We start from the raw sequence: 13504 nt of genomic DNA on the forward strand, positions 1-13504 counted from the left end.
AGGATGGCCACGCGCTGCCAAGTGGACGCGCACGGAGGTCCCAGATAAACGAAGCGCAGTGCAGATGATTTAGCCTAGGCCAGTGCCTGTCTGTTGCTGAGAATCATTATAATTTGTAAGATTCCAGCTTGATATCACTCCTTCGAGCTTTTCCTCCTTCGCCGTTGTGCAGGGACATGCCAGGTGCCGTCGTGGAACATTACTATCGCGAGTTGGTGAGCTTCCTCAGTGCGCGCCTGGGTAATCGTCAGGCGGCGGAAGATGTTATCCATGATGCCTACCTGCGGGTGCTGGAGCGTAACGAGCCTGAGCAGATCGAGAACCCGCGCGCCTTCCTCTATCGCACGGCGATGAACCTGGTGATCGATCGCCATCGGCGCCATCTGGTACGCAAGGCCGAACCGCTGGAGGTGCTCGACCTTGACGAGCGCTGGCACAGCCCGGCCCCGTCCCAGAGCATGCAATTGAACCAGCGCCTGGCGCTGATGCAGCGTGCCTTGGATGAGCTCAGCGCGCCGTGTCGTGACAGTTTTCTGTTGCGTAAACTCGACGGCATGTCGCACCAGCAGATCGCCGAACACCTGGGTATTTCGCGCAGTCTCGTGGAAAAGCACATCGTCAATGCCATGAAGCACTGCCGGGTGCGCATGCGTCAGTGGGAATCCTGAGCAAAACTGGGCGATGGGCGACAAATCCCAGTGCTGGCGACTTGATTTCTCCGGGTTTCAGGACAACTATCAATGAAGACCCTCTCCAGGCATCGCCCTGGCGATTGCCTGTACTGGCGCAGTATGGTCAGGGAGTTCCCATCACCTTGCTGCCCAGGTTCGATCGATGCCAAACAAATGCATGCGCATCCTCATCGCCGACGAGCACCCCAGCCAACGCTTGCAGCTGGAGAAGATGCTCAATGCCCTGGGTTATTACCGGATCGCCCCGGTAGACAACTTCGATGACCTGCAGCGCCTGGTGCAATGCGCATTGCAGCCGTTCAACCTGCTGATTGGCAATATCGACCTGGCCAGCCATGCCGGTGTCGACCTGGCGCGTTTTTGTCGGGTCAGCACGCAGATTCAGCACGCCTTGCTCTATCACTCGCAACACCTGAAAGTACCGGCGGTGGCGCAGAGCGAGCGCAAGGCGGTGAGCATCAGCCTGCCCAAGGTGCCAGATAGCGAGGCGCTGGAGTCGTTCATGTCGATCATCGACTTGCCGGTGGTGGTCGGGCAGGTGGCTCTGCCGCCGGGCCTGTCCGGTCATTCGGCCTATCCGCGCCAGCGGCTGAACTTCGCCCAGACGGTATTCAGTCGCTCAAGCTGAACGGCATGCGGCAACAGGCCGCGGGCATTTGCTATCCTCTTGCCCTTTGCCGATCTGCGGACCCCTGCCATGACTGCCATCGATACCGCTCGCCAGCCCCGGTTTACCCGTGGCGACCACCGGACCCTGGGCCTGGCGGCGTTGGGCGGCGCGTTGGAGATCTACGATTTCATCATTTTCGTGTTCTTCGCCCTGACCCTCAGCCAATTGTTCTTCCCGCCTGAGATGCCCGAGTGGCTGCGCCTGCTGCAGAGTTTCGGGATTTTCGTCACCGGTTATCTTGCGCGCCCGTTGGGCGGCATCCTGATGGCGCACTTTGCCGATCATCTGGGGCGCAAGCGGGTGTTCAGCCTGAGCATCCTGATGATGGCCCTGCCATGCCTGTTGATCGGGGTGATGCCGACCTATGCCGATATCGGCTACGCGGCGCCGCTGATCCTGTTGGCGTTGCGTATCTTGCAGGGCGCCGCCGTGGGCGGGGAGGTGCCCAGTGCCTGGACCTTTGTCGCCGAGCATGCGCCCGAAGGGCGGCGCGGTTATGCCTTGGGCTTTCTGCAGGCGGGGCTGACCTTCGGTTACCTGCTGGGCGCGCTGACGGCGACCTTGCTGGCGCAACTGTTCAGCCCGCAGGAAATTCTCGATTACGCCTGGCGCTATCCGTTCCTGCTGGGCGGGGTGTTTGGGGTGATCGGCGTGTGGCTGCGCCGCTGGCTGAGCGAGACGCCGGTATTTCTTGCCTTGCGCGAGCGTCGCGAGCAGCCGGTGGCGTTCCCGCTGCGCCAGGTGTTGCGCGAGCATCGCCGGGCGTTGCTGCCGGCGGCGTTGCTGACCTGCGTATTGACCTCGGCGGTGGTGGTGTTGGTGGTGATCACCCCAACCGTGATGCAGCAGCGCTTTGGCATTGCGGCCGGGCAGACCTTTGCCTTGAGCAGCGTTGGCATCGTGTTCTTGAATATCGGCTGCGTGTTGGCCGGGTTGCTGGTCGACCGCCTGGGCGCCTGGCGGGCGCTGAAGATCTACAGCCTGTTGCTGCCTGTTGGGATTGGCGCGCTGTATGCCAGCCTGGTGGGGCAGTGGAGCCTGATCTGGCCGGCCTATGCCCTGGCCGGACTGTGCTGTGGGGTGGTCGGCGTGGTGCCGTCGGTGATGGTCGGGCTGTTTCCGGCGCAGATCCGCGTGTCGGGTATTTCCTTCACCTACAACGTCGCCTACGCCTTATGGGCCAGTACCACGCCGCTGGCGCTGATTGCCTTGATGCCGTGGAGCCCGTGGGTGTGTGTCGGCTTTTGTCTGCTGATGGGCATGGTCGGCTTGCTTACGGCTCTGTATTTCAAGGGGCGGGAGCGGTTGGTGTTCGATTCGCAGGCGGTGCCGGTCATGTGTGCTGAGAAATAACGCGGGTGGCGCTCGCTCTCACGAGCGACCTAGACACTTCTGCATGCGTCTCGGCCCACCGCCTTGCGTACAAAAAAGCCCCCTGACCTCACGGCCAGGGGGCTTTTTCATACAGCGCGATGCACTTACATGTTCGGGTAGTTCGGCCCACCGGCACCTTCAGGGGTGACCCAGGTAATGTTCTGGGCCGGGTCCTTGATGTCGCAGGTCTTGCAGTGCACGCAGTTCTGCGCGTTGATCTGGAAGCGCTTGGTGCCGTCTTCCTGGGTGACCACCTCGTAGACCCCGGCCGGGCAATAGCGCTGAGCCGGCTCGTCGTACAGCGGCAGGTTGCTGGCGATCGGGATGTTCGGGTCGGTCAGCTTCAGGTGGCAGGGTTGTTCCTCTTCATGGTTGGTGCTGGAGAGGAATACCGAGCTGAGCTTGTCGAAACTGAGCTTGCCGTCGGGTTTGGGGTAGTCGATCTTCTTCGAGTCGGCCGCAAGCTTCAGGCAAGCGTAATCGGGCTTGGTGTCGCGCAGGGTGAACGGCAGCTTGCCGCCGAACCAGTTCTGGTCGACATAGTTGAAGGCTGCGCCAAACAGCGGGCCGAACTTATGCATGGCCGGGCCGAAGTTACGGCTGGCGAACAGCTCGTCATGCAGCCAGCTGGCTTTGAATGCGTCAACGTAAGTGGTCAGCGCATCGCCGCCCTCGCTACCGGCGATCAGCGCGTCAGCCACTGCATCGGCGGCGAGCATGCCGGATTTCATCGCCGTGTGGCTGCCTTTGATCTTGGCGAAGTTCAGCGTGCCCAGGTCGCAACCGATCAGCGCGCCACCGTTGAAGACCATCTTGGGCAGCGAGTTGTAGCCGCCCTTGCAGATCGCGCGGGCGCCGTAGCTGATGCGCTTGCCGCCTTCGAGGTACTGGCTGATCACCGGGTGGTGCTTGAGTCGCTGGAACTCGTCGAACGGCGACAGGTACGGGTTGGCGTAGGACAGGTCGACGATCAAACCGACCACCACCTGGTTGTTTTCCAGGTGATACAGGAACGAGCCACCGGTATTTTCGCTGCTGACCACATCCAGCGGCCAGCCGGCGGTGTGCACCACCAGGCCTTGCTCATGCTTGGCCGCGTCGATTTCCCAGATTTCCTTGATGCCGATGCCGTAGTGCTGGACGTCGGATTCGCTGTCGAGGTTGAAGCGCTTGATCAGCTGCTTGCCGATGTGGCCACGGCAGCCTTCGGCAAACAGGGTGTACTTGGCGCGCAGCTCCATGCCTGGGGTGTACAGGCCGTCTTTGGGGTTGCCTTCGCGGTCGACGCCCAAGTCGCCGGTGACGATGCCGCGAACCACGCCGTTTTCATCGAACAGCGCTTCTTGGGCTGCGAAGCCTGGGTAGATTTCCACGCCCAGGTTCTCGGCCTGCTGGGCCAGCCAGCGGCACAGGTTGCCCAGCGAGATGATGTAGTTGCCTTGGTTGTGCATGGTCTTGGGCACGAACAGGTCGGGTACCTTGACCGAACTGCCCTGGTCCTTGAGCACATAGATGTCGTCGCGCTTGACCTCGGTGTTCAGTGGCGCGCCGAGCTCTTTCCAATCGGGGAACAGCTCGTTGAGCGCGCGCGGCTCGAACACCGCACCAGAGAGGATGTGCGCACCGACTTCGGAGCCTTTCTCGACCACGCAGACGCTGATCTCGCTACCGGCTTCGGCGGCCTTCTGCTTCAGGCGGCAGGCGGCGGACAGGCCTGCCGGCCCGGCGCCGACAATGACCACGTCGAATTCCATGTATTCGCGTTCCACTGGTTCTCTCCTACTCAAGGCTCATCGCTGTTGCTTGTCTTGTGGGTTTTATCGGTGGGTCACTCGCAGCTATCTATGCTGTAGCTTTGCGGATGGCGGACTACACCGTTTTGTCTTGGCGCGCATTATATCTACACCACTCGGCGGGTCCAATACAAACGTTTGTTTGAATTTGCCGCAGCCCAGTAAAATCACAGGGACGCGGCTGGAGGCTGGCCGATTTGCCGTATTGACCGGGATGGGTGTTACGGTCAAGATACGAGCGGTTTTACGCTCGCCGTAGGCTGACCGTCGGGCGCAGGTGCACCCCTAAAGACCAGGCGTAGAGCAGGGTTTTGAGGCTAAAACCCGTTGTGTAGTGGAGTTTACACGTCACGACAGAAAATGACTCGCGGGTTTTGCCGGCAGGGTCTGAACAAGACTGATTGGTCACTGTGAAGATCGCTCGCCCCGCAACGTTTTTAGAGGTGCCCTTGTACCCACGCGCAATCGCCGGGCCAGCCCCAGGCGACATTCTTTTCACCGGAGAGTAACGAGGAATCCATGAAGGTTCTTGTAGCTGTCAAACGAGTGGTCGACTACAACGTCAAGGTTCGCGTCAAGGCGGACAACTCCGGCGTCGACCTTGCAAACGTCAAGATGTCCATGAACCCCTTCTGCGAAATCGCCGTGGAAGAAGCCGTGCGCCTGAAAGAGAAGGGCGTTGTGACCGAGATCGTCGCCGTCGCCGTCGGCCCGACCGCAGCCCAAGAGCAACTGCGCACCGCGCTGGCGCTGGGTGCTGATCGCGCCATCCTGGTCGAGACCAGCGACGAGCTGAACTCGCTGGCCGTGGCCAAGGCGCTCAAGGCCCTGGTCGACAAGGAGCAGCCACAGCTGGTGATCCTCGGCAAGCAGGCCATCGACAGTGACAACAACCAGACTGGCCAGATGCTGGCGGCGCTGACAGGCTACGCCCAAGGCACCTTCGCCTCCAAGGTCGAAGTGGCTGGCGACAAGCTCAATGTCACCCGTGAAATCGATGGCGGCCTGCAGACCGTTGCGCTCAACCTGCCAGCGATCGTCACCACCGACCTGCGTCTGAACGAGCCGCGCTACGCGTCGCTGCCCAACATCATGAAGGCCAAGAAGAAGCCGCTGGAGACCGTGACTCCAGACGCGCTGGGCGTTTCCACCGCCTCCACCACCAAGACCCTGAAAGTTGAAGCGCCGGCTGCTCGCAGCGCTGGCATCAAGGTCAAGTCGGTGGCCGAACTGGTCGAGAAACTGAAGAACGAGGCGAAGGTAATCTAAATGACTATCCTGGTTGTCGCTGAATACGAAAACGGTGCCGTTGCCCCGGCTACCCTGAACACTGTCGCCGCTGCTGCCAAGATCGGTGGCGATGTCAATGTGCTGGTCGCAGGCCAGAACGTCGGTGGCGTCGCTGAGGCTGCGGCCAAGATCGCTGGCGTGGCTAAGGTGCTGGTTGCCGATAACGCAGCCTACGCCCACCTGCTGCCGGAAAACGTCGCGCCGCTGGTAGCTGAGCTGGCCAAGGGCTACAGCCACGTGCTGGCCCCCGCCACCACCAACGGCAAGAACATCCTGCCACGCGTTGCTGCGCTGCTCGATGTCGACCAGATCTCCGAGATCATCTCGGTTGAATCGGCCGATACCTTCAAGCGTCCGATCTACGCCGGTAACGCCATTGCCACCGTGCAATCGAGCGCTGCGGTCAAGGTCATCACCGTGCGTACCACCGGCTTCGACGCTGTCGCCGCCGAGGGTGGTTCGGCTGCGGTCGAGGCGGTTGCCTCGGCGCACGATGCGGGCAAATCGGCGTTCGTCGGTGAAGAGCTGGCCAAGTCCGACCGTCCTGAACTGACCGCTGCCAAGATCGTCGTTTCCGGCGGCCGTGGCATGGGCAACGGTGACAACTTCAAGCACCTGTATGCCCTGGCCGACAAGCTTGGCGCCGCCGTCGGTGCTTCGCGCGCCGCGGTCGACGCAGGTTTTGTGCCCAACGACATGCAGGTCGGCCAGACCGGCAAGATCGTCGCCCCGCAGCTGTACATCGCGGTCGGCATCTCCGGCGCAATCCAGCACTTGGCCGGTATGAAAGACTCCAAGGTGATCGTTGCGATCAACAAGGATGAAGAGGCGCCGATCTTCCAGGTGGCTGACTACGGCCTGGTCGCGGACCTGTTCGAAGCCGTTCCAGAGCTGGAAAAGCTGGTCTGATTCGCCTGCTTCACTTATAAAGAAGCCCGGCCCTCATCGAGGGTCGGGCTTTTTTTATGGCTGCAAGGAGTAGCGCATGAAGTATCGCGGAACGGGCCCGCTGCTGGCTTGCCTGGCGGCGTTGCTGTCGCCGCTGGCGATGGCGGCGGGTAAATGCGAGCGCCTGGTGGCGACCGGCAGCCCGGATGCTCCCCCCTATTCCTGGCAAGACCCAAAAGACCCTCGCCATCTGATCGGCGCCAATGTCGATTTGCTGCGCCAAGTTGCCAGTGAACTGGGGGTGACGGTCGAGGTGCTGCATGCCGGCAAGCGCGATCAGGCCCTGGAAGAAGTGCGTAGCGGGCGCATGGACCTGTTGCTCGACACGCCCATGCAAGTGCAGCAGCTGACCGCGCTGGACTACATCCATCCGCCCCTGCAACTGAACGAATACCTGGTGTGGACTCGCCACGATGGCAATGTGCAGTTCGACGGCCCGGCGGACCTGGCCCAGTACCAGGGCAGCCTGTCCGAGCGCGCTCGGCTGACGCCGGCCTTCGATGCCTTCGCCAAGGCCCAGCTCAAGCTGACGCCGTCGCAGAACCTGACCCAGGCATTCCAGAAGCTGGTGCTGGGCCAGGTCGATTATGTGCTGGCTGGCCGCTACTCGGGCATGGCCATGGTGCAGGGGCTGGGCATGGCCAATGACCTGATCGCGCGCGGCCTGCCGGTGGATCGGCCGGGCCTGTACCTGGCGCTGTCGCACAATTCGGCCTGCAACGACAGCTGGTTGCGCGGACAACTGGCTAAAAAGCTGACAGAATTGCCGATCTCCGGTGCGTCCGAGGCTGTCCTGCAACGTAATGTCGAGCGCTGGAAGGCGCAGATGCAGGCGCCGCTGGACGCCCCCAAACAGTAGGAAGATTGCGTTGAGAATCCAACCCTTGATTCTGGCGATGGCCGCACTCGGCCTGGCCGGTTGCGCCAATGACCCGGCGCCCAATGAACAGTTGCGCCTGTCCGAGCAGGCGCTGGAACAGGCCAAGGCGGTCGGCGCCACCGAGCAGGTGCCCGAGCTCAAGCTGGCCGAAGACAAGCTGGCCCGAGCCAAGAGCAACCTGGCCACCGAAGACCATCGCGATGCGCGCATGCGCGCCGAACAGGCCGAGCTCGATGCACGCCTGGCCGAGGCGCGGGTGCTGACCCACAAGAGCGAGGAGCAGCTCGAACTGCTGCAGTCGCGCGTCAAACGCTTGCGCAAACAGCTGGAGGTGCAGCCATGATGCGCTTCAAGCCAATGGCCGCGCTGACCTTGCTGGCCCTGGTCGGCTTGCAGGGCTGTGCCAGTCAGCGCAGCGAGTCGGCCCTGGATGAGGCCAGTGCGGCGTTCCAGAAGGTCAAGGACGATTCCAACGTGCTGCGCAGTGCGCCGCGTGATGTGATCCGTGCCGGTGAGTCGTTGGCCCGGGCCGAGCGCCTGTCCAGCTACATCGGCACCGGTGCCGATGTGCGTCACTACGCCTACCTGAGCCAGCGCTACAGTGAGATTGCCGCTGAGCATGCCAAGCTTGCGCTCAACCAGGAGCGGATCGCCAAGCTCGACCTGGATCGCCAGCGCCTGCAACTGGCCCTGCGCGAGGCCAAGTTGGCCAGTGTGCAGCAACAAGGCAAGTGGGTTGAGGCGCAAATCGCTGCGCTGGCCTCCGAGCAGACCGATCGTGGCTTGGTGATGACCCTGGGCGATGTGTTGTTCGATACCGGGCGGGCGGATCTTAAGAATTCGGCTAGCCGCACCGTACTCAAGTTGGTGCAGTTCCTTCAGCTCAATCCGCGTCGAGTGGTGCGAATCGAGGGCTATACCGACAGCACCGGTACTGCGCAAGACAATCTCAAATTGTCGCGTGATCGTGCCCAGTCGGTGGCGGACATGCTGGTCGACTTGGGGGTCGATGAAAAGCGTATCCAGGTCGAAGGTTATGGCGATCAATATCCGATCGAAGCCAATGCCTCGGAGCGGGGCAGGGCGCAGAATCGCCGGGTTGAGATCGTATTCTCTGACGATAAAGGCAAGCTCGCCGCCCCGCGGTGATCTTGGAGCAGGGTGGGGGGCGCCTGGCGCCCCTTTGCGGCAGCTCGCCGCGACAAGACGCCTCCTGCCTAGGTTGTTCTGAGCACGACATCGGCGCTTCAAGGCGCTGGTCACGCCACTGTGTTGTCGACTATTCTGCAATCTGTCCCAGTACACTTTGCAACTGTTCCGGTACTCTGCCTCTCAGTGTGTCGCACAACAACAACGACCTGTCCGCGCTTCGAGAACACCGTCATGACCAACCTGCTGCTTTACCAGCGCATCGCCCAGCAACTGGCCGATGACATCCGTCGCGGTGTCTACCAGCCAGGCGAACGCGTGCCCTCCGTGCGCAAGATGAGCGCCCAGCTCAATGTCAGCCATGCCACGGTGTTGCAGGCCTACGCCAACCTCGAAGATCAGGGCTTGATCCGCGCCCGGCCACAGTCTGGCTACTACGTGCACCAGACTCCAGCGCTGACCGCGCAGACCCCGGACATCGCCCGGGTCGAGCGCCCCGGGTTGGTCACGCGTGCCAGCATCATTCAGCAAGTGCTGACCGAGGCCCGTCGCGATGGCGTGTTTCCGTTCGGCGCGGCGGTGCCGCACGTGGATTACCTGCCGGTCAGGGCGCTGCATCAGCAGTTGGCCAAGGTCACTCGCTTTCATAGCCCGCGGGCGTTCAGTTACATGTTCAGCCCCGGCTTTGAGCCACTGCGCCGGCAAATTGCTATTCGCATGCGTGATGCCGGGGTACTGGTCGATCCGCGTGAAGTGATCGTGACCCATGGCTGTGTCGATGCCTTGCAGATGTCGTTGCGGGTGCTGACCCGGCCGGGTGATCTGATCGCTGCTGAGTCGCCGACTTATTATGGCTTGCTGCAATTGGCCGACTTGTTGGGCCTGAAAGTCATCGAGATCCCCAGTGATCCGTCCACCGGGATCAGCCTGGAAGCCTTGCAGCTGGCGGCTAACCAGTGGTCGATCAAGGCCTTGGTGTTGACCGCGCGCTTGAGTAATCCGCTCGGCGGCACCATCCCTGAAGAGCGCCAAAAGCAACTGCTGCGCCTGGCATCGGATTTCGACATCCAGATCGTCGAGGACGATATCTACGGCGAGCTGATGTTCGAGCAGGGGCGAACCAAGGCGCTCAAGGCCTTCGATCGCCTCGATCGGGTGATCTATTGCTCAAGCTTTTCCAAGACCTTGTCGCCGGGTGTGCGGGTAGGCTGGATGATCGCTGGGCGCTATCAGGCCGAGATCCAGCGTTTGCAGACCTTCACTACCCACTCAGCTTGCAGTGTGACGCAGATGGGGGTGGCGGCCTATCTGGAGAACGGCGGCTATGATCGCCATCTGCGCTTCATTCGCCAGGAATACCGCAAGAACCTCAGCGCTTATCAGCTCGCGGTGCAGCAGCACTTCCCTGAAGGTACACAGATGACCCGGCCTACCGGCGGCTTCATTTTGTGGGTCAGCCTGCCAGGGCGGGTCAATACTCAGGACTTGCACGTGCGTGCGCTGGAGCAGGGCATCAGCATTGCGCCTGGGCTGATCTTCAGCAATACCGAGCAATTCAACCACTGTATTCGCCTGAACTGCGGTATTCCGTGGAACAAAGAGGCGGAGCGGGCGGTGATTACCCTTGGCTTGCTGGCCCATCAGTTGTGCAAGGAGTCGACCGGCTCGCTGTTCTAGGCGTTGTGCGCAATGTCGCCCAATGGTGACTTTTCGCACAAAGCCTGTCTTGCCAGATGCGGGCGGAACAGACAGCATACGCATCTTTATGCCAGTACCTGATGTCCATGAAAGCGCTTCGCTCTTTTGCCCTGTTGCTCTGTCTTGCGCCGCTGTGCCTGTCCAGCGGTATGTTGCAGGCTGCCCAGCCGCAAACCAAGGCGGCAGCGGCCAAGAGTGCCCCGGCCAAGTCCGCGAAAAAGCCTGTCGCGACCAAGACTAACAAGGCCCCGGCCAAGGCTGTCAGTCGCAACAAGGCCAAGCCTGCGGCCAAGGTGAAACGCAAGGCGGTCAGCAAGGCAGTGGCCAAGCCGCTGCCCAAGCCCAAGCTCGACCTGAGTCTGCCCCTGGAAATGGTCAATCAGCTCGAGCCCAACGTTAATACCTCGAAATCCACCGGCAAATCGCGGCGCAAGCCTTTGCTGCCGTCGATGTTCCCGCAGACCCCGCCGGTCGATGACAGCCCGTTCCAGCTCAATGGCCGGCTGATCAGCAACGAAATGCAGCTGCAGCTGCGCAATGACAGTCGCCATGATGTCGAAGGGGCGGCCATCGATTTTGAGTTTCGCCAGTAGCCGGAACTGACTGCCAGGTCACGGCAATTTCATCCGGCCAGCAATTTCAAACGTATGTTTGAGCGGTTACTATCCAGGGACGTTCGTCCCGTTTCGTTCCAGGGAGTCCTGTTTTCATGAAATGCCGAGAGGGTTGCGGCGCCTGCTGCATTGCCCCTTCCATCAGTTCGCCGATGCCGCGAATGCCCAACGGCAAGCCGGCCGGAGAGCGTTGCCTGCACCTGACTGCGCAGAATCTTTGCGAGCTGTTCGGCCGACCTGAGCGCCCGGCGGTGTGCGGTGGCTTCAAGGCGGATGTGGAAGTGTGTGGCAGTGACAGTGATGAGGCGATCAGATTACTCGGTTGGCTGGAGCAGATGACGGCGGCGTGATTGGCTGGATCTTCGACAACAAGGATAAAGATGATGAGATCGTTCACGCGTATTGCACTGCTGTGTGGCATGGGTGTCCTGCTGGCGCCTGCCGCCTGGGCCGAAAACTGGCAGGTGGCCAAGGACGAGGAGGGCATCAAGGTGTCCCTCAGTGAGGTCGCAGGCTCCAAGTACAAGGCGTATCGCGGGGTGGCCGTGATCAAGGCGCCCTTGGCCAAGGTCAAGGCGTTGCAGGAGGATGTGGTCGGGGCCTGCACCTGGATTCACGAGTGCAAGTCGCAGAAACTGCTCAAGCACGAAGGTGATCAGAGCTGGACCTATACCCAGTTCAATACGCCGTGGCCAGTAACCCCGCGCGACTCGATCCTGCAAGTGACCACGGTTCAAGGGGCGGACGGCAGCTTGACCCGTACGCTGGAAGAGAAACCGCAGTACCTCCCTGAAGAGAAGGGCTATGTGCGGGTGGCCAAGGTCGAGGGTTTCTGGAAGCTGGTGCCCCAGGGTGACAGCACTGAGGTGACCTACCAGGTGCATACCGAGCCAGGTGGCAGCGTGCCGGCGATGGTGGCCAACAAGTTCGTGGTCGATGCGCCGTTCAATACGCTCAAAGCGCTGCGTGAGCGCGCTGAGAAGCCCTGAGACGGGGCTGCGAACCGGACGAACAAAAAAGGCTGCCCGAGGGCAGCCTTTTTGCGTTCAGCTCGATGAGCTTACTTGCGATCCGTCAGGTTGACGATGTCACGCTGCGGTTCGCCAGTGTACAGCTGGCGCGGGCGGCCAATCTTGTACGGGCTGGAGAGCATTTCTTTCCAGTGCGAGATCCAGCCCACGGTACGTGCCAGGGCGAAGATCACGGTGAACATGCTGGTAGGGATGCCGATCGCCTTGAGGATGATCCCCGAGTAGAAGTCGACGTTCGGGTACAGCGAGCGCTCGATGAAGTACGGATCGGTCAGGGCGATCTCTTCCAGGCGCATGGCCAGTTGCAGCTGCGGGTCGTTCTTGATGCCCAGCTCGCGCAGGACTTCGTCGCAGGTCTGCTTCATGACGGTGGCGCGCGGGTCGCGGTTCTTGTAGACCCGGTGACCGAAGCCCATCAGCTTGAACGGATCGTTCTTGTCCTTGGCCTTGGCGATGAACTTGTCGATGTTGGACACATCGCCGATCTCATCGAGCATGGTCAGTACAGCTTCGTTGGCGCCGCCGTGTGCCGGGCCCCACAGTGCGGCGATGCCGGCTGCGATACAGGCGAACGGGTTGGCACCGGAAGAGCCGGCCAGACGCACGGTAGAGGTGGAGGCGTTCTGCTCGTGGTCGGCATGGAGGATGAAGATCCGGTCCATTGCCTTGGCCAGCACCGGGCTGATCGGTTTGATCTCGCACGGAGTGTTGAACATCATGTGCAGGAAGTTCTCCGCGTACGACAGGTCGTTGCGCGGGTACATCATCGGCTGGCCCATGGAGTACTTGTAAACCATCGCGGCCAGGGTCGGCATCTTGGCGACCAGGCGCACCGCGGAGATTTCGCGGTGTTGCGGGTTATTGATATCCAGGGAGTCGTGGTAGAACGCCGAGAGGGCGCCAACCACACCGCACATCACCGCCATCGGGTGAGCGTCGCGGCGGAAACCGTTGAAGAAGGACTTCAGCTGCTCGTGGACCATGGTGTGGTTCTTCACGGTGCTGACGAACTGGGCCTTCTGCTCAGCGTTCGGCAGTTCGCCGTTGAGCAGCAGGTAGCAGGTTTCGAGGTAGTCCGATTTCTCGGCGAGTTGTTCGATCGGGTAGCCGCGGTGCAGCAGGACACCCTTGTCGCCGTCGATATAGGTGATCTTCGACTCGCACGAGGCAGTCGCCATGAAACCAGGGTCGAAGGTGAAGTGACCGGTAGCCCCCAACCCGCGGACGTCGATTACATCGGGACCAACGGTGCCGGTTAAAATGGGCAGCTCGACGGGGGCAGCGCCCTCGATGACCAACTGCGCTTTTTTGTCAGCCATGTGGCCTCCTATTAATGCTAGAAATCATCAGACAGACCCCCCACGC

The 13504-nt window shown here is 61.4% G+C and carries 14 protein-coding genes; 12 read left to right on the forward strand and 2 right to left on the reverse strand.

Going from position 1 to position 13504, the window contains the following annotated elements:
• The first annotated feature begins 191 nt into the window (after nucleotides 1-191).
• The 3 genes from ACF8K2_RS13845 to ACF8K2_RS13855 all read left to right on the forward strand — a co-directional run bounded on the left by ACF8K2_RS13845 (nucleotide 192) and on the right by ACF8K2_RS13855 (nucleotide 2715).
• Nucleotides 192-668, forward strand: a complete 477-nt coding sequence (locus ACF8K2_RS13845) for a sigma-70 family RNA polymerase sigma factor (protein WP_186555688.1) — start codon at nucleotides 192-194, stop codon at nucleotides 666-668.
• A gap of 166 nt (nucleotides 669-834) precedes the next feature.
• A complete protein-coding gene (locus ACF8K2_RS13850) occupies nucleotides 835-1320 on the forward strand; it encodes a histidine kinase (RefSeq protein WP_186555689.1) in 486 nt (161 codons plus the stop codon).
• A gap of 69 nt (nucleotides 1321-1389) precedes the next feature.
• Nucleotides 1390-2715 carry an MFS transporter gene (locus tag ACF8K2_RS13855; RefSeq protein WP_186555690.1) on the forward strand — a complete coding sequence of 442 codons (1326 nt, stop codon included), beginning with the start codon at nucleotides 1390-1392 and terminating at the stop codon, nucleotides 2713-2715.
• A 125-nt stretch (nucleotides 2716-2840) separates the two neighbouring features.
• Here the strand turns inward: ACF8K2_RS13855 and ACF8K2_RS13860 are convergent, their stop codons facing one another.
• Nucleotides 2841-4505 carry an electron transfer flavoprotein-ubiquinone oxidoreductase gene (locus tag ACF8K2_RS13860; protein WP_392465306.1) on the reverse strand — a complete coding sequence of 555 codons (1665 nt, stop codon included), beginning with the start codon at nucleotides 4503-4505 and terminating at the stop codon, nucleotides 2841-2843.
• Nucleotides 4506-5048: 543 nt separating this feature from the next.
• On the opposite strand from ACF8K2_RS13860, the gene ACF8K2_RS13865 reads away from it, so the two are divergent.
• The 9 genes from ACF8K2_RS13865 to ACF8K2_RS13905 all read left to right on the forward strand — a co-directional run bounded on the left by ACF8K2_RS13865 (nucleotide 5049) and on the right by ACF8K2_RS13905 (nucleotide 12097).
• Entirely contained in the window at nucleotides 5049-5798 is a 750-nt protein-coding gene (locus ACF8K2_RS13865; protein WP_186555692.1) for an electron transfer flavoprotein subunit beta/FixA family protein, read from the forward strand.
• On the forward strand, nucleotides 5799-6728 hold the full coding sequence (locus tag ACF8K2_RS13870; RefSeq protein WP_186555693.1) for an electron transfer flavoprotein subunit alpha/FixB family protein: 930 nt from the start codon (nucleotides 5799-5801) through the stop codon (nucleotides 6726-6728).
• A 76-nt stretch (nucleotides 6729-6804) separates the two neighbouring features.
• Nucleotides 6805-7626, forward strand: coding sequence for a transporter substrate-binding domain-containing protein (locus ACF8K2_RS13875; protein ID WP_312152626.1), 822 nt, complete (start codon nucleotides 6805-6807; stop codon nucleotides 7624-7626).
• Between the two features lie 10 nt (nucleotides 7627-7636).
• Nucleotides 7637-7990 carry a DUF4398 domain-containing protein gene (locus tag ACF8K2_RS13880; RefSeq protein ID WP_186555695.1) on the forward strand — a complete coding sequence of 118 codons (354 nt, stop codon included), beginning with the start codon at nucleotides 7637-7639 and terminating at the stop codon, nucleotides 7988-7990.
• Nucleotides 7987-8796: an OmpA family protein gene (locus ACF8K2_RS13885; protein ID WP_312152625.1), complete on the forward strand. Its 810-nt coding sequence runs from the start codon at nucleotides 7987-7989 to the stop codon at nucleotides 8794-8796. Before ACF8K2_RS13880 ends, ACF8K2_RS13885 begins: the two co-directional genes overlap by 4 nt.
• Before the next feature lie 234 nt (nucleotides 8797-9030).
• Complete coding sequence (locus ACF8K2_RS13890) at nucleotides 9031-10473, forward strand: PLP-dependent aminotransferase family protein (protein ID WP_186555697.1); 1443 nt, start codon at nucleotides 9031-9033, stop codon at nucleotides 10471-10473.
• 107 nt (nucleotides 10474-10580) lie between these two features.
• Nucleotides 10581-11087, forward strand: coding sequence for a hypothetical protein (locus tag ACF8K2_RS13895; RefSeq protein ID WP_392465310.1), 507 nt, complete (start codon nucleotides 10581-10583; stop codon nucleotides 11085-11087).
• A 116-nt stretch (nucleotides 11088-11203) separates the two neighbouring features.
• Nucleotides 11204-11458, forward strand: a complete 255-nt coding sequence (locus tag ACF8K2_RS13900; protein WP_186555699.1) for a YkgJ family cysteine cluster protein — start codon at nucleotides 11204-11206, stop codon at nucleotides 11456-11458.
• Between the two features lie 33 nt (nucleotides 11459-11491).
• Nucleotides 11492-12097: an START domain-containing protein gene (locus ACF8K2_RS13905; RefSeq protein ID WP_392465377.1), complete on the forward strand. Its 606-nt coding sequence runs from the start codon at nucleotides 11492-11494 to the stop codon at nucleotides 12095-12097.
• 71 nt (nucleotides 12098-12168) lie between these two features.
• Here ACF8K2_RS13905 and gltA read toward each other — a convergent pair whose 3' ends face one another.
• Entirely contained in the window at nucleotides 12169-13458 is a 1290-nt protein-coding gene (gltA, locus tag ACF8K2_RS13910; protein WP_186555700.1) for a citrate synthase, read from the reverse strand.
• Nucleotides 13459-13504 lie beyond the last annotated feature (46 nt).

The sequence above is a fragment of the Pseudomonas sp. xss_2 genome (assembly GCF_043104195.1).
Taxonomy (GTDB): domain Bacteria; phylum Pseudomonadota; class Gammaproteobacteria; order Pseudomonadales; family Pseudomonadaceae; genus Aquipseudomonas; species Aquipseudomonas urmiensis.

Coding starts and splice junctions, on each gene's coding strand:
- ACF8K2_RS13865 (WP_186555692.1), top strand. CDS start 5,049: ATGAAGGTTCTTGTAGCTGTCAAACGAGTGGTCGACTACAACGTCAAG.
- ACF8K2_RS13855 (WP_186555690.1), top strand. CDS start 1,390: ATGACTGCCATCGATACCGCTCGCCAGCCCCGGTTTACCCGTGGCGAC.
- gltA (WP_186555700.1), bottom strand. CDS start 13,458: ATGGCTGACAAAAAAGCGCAGTTGGTCATCGAGGGCGCTGCCCCCGTC.
- ACF8K2_RS13900 (WP_186555699.1), top strand. CDS start 11,204: ATGAAATGCCGAGAGGGTTGCGGCGCCTGCTGCATTGCCCCTTCCATC.
- ACF8K2_RS13890 (WP_186555697.1), top strand. CDS start 9,031: ATGACCAACCTGCTGCTTTACCAGCGCATCGCCCAGCAACTGGCCGAT.
- ACF8K2_RS13885 (WP_312152625.1), top strand. CDS start 7,987: ATGATGCGCTTCAAGCCAATGGCCGCGCTGACCTTGCTGGCCCTGGTC.
- ACF8K2_RS13875 (WP_312152626.1), top strand. CDS start 6,805: ATGAAGTATCGCGGAACGGGCCCGCTGCTGGCTTGCCTGGCGGCGTTG.
- ACF8K2_RS13870 (WP_186555693.1), top strand. CDS start 5,799: ATGACTATCCTGGTTGTCGCTGAATACGAAAACGGTGCCGTTGCCCCG.
- ACF8K2_RS13895 (WP_392465310.1), top strand. CDS start 10,581: ATGAAAGCGCTTCGCTCTTTTGCCCTGTTGCTCTGTCTTGCGCCGCTG.
- ACF8K2_RS13850 (WP_186555689.1), top strand. CDS start 835: ATGCCAAACAAATGCATGCGCATCCTCATCGCCGACGAGCACCCCAGC.
- ACF8K2_RS13905 (WP_392465377.1), top strand. CDS start 11,492: ATGAGATCGTTCACGCGTATTGCACTGCTGTGTGGCATGGGTGTCCTG.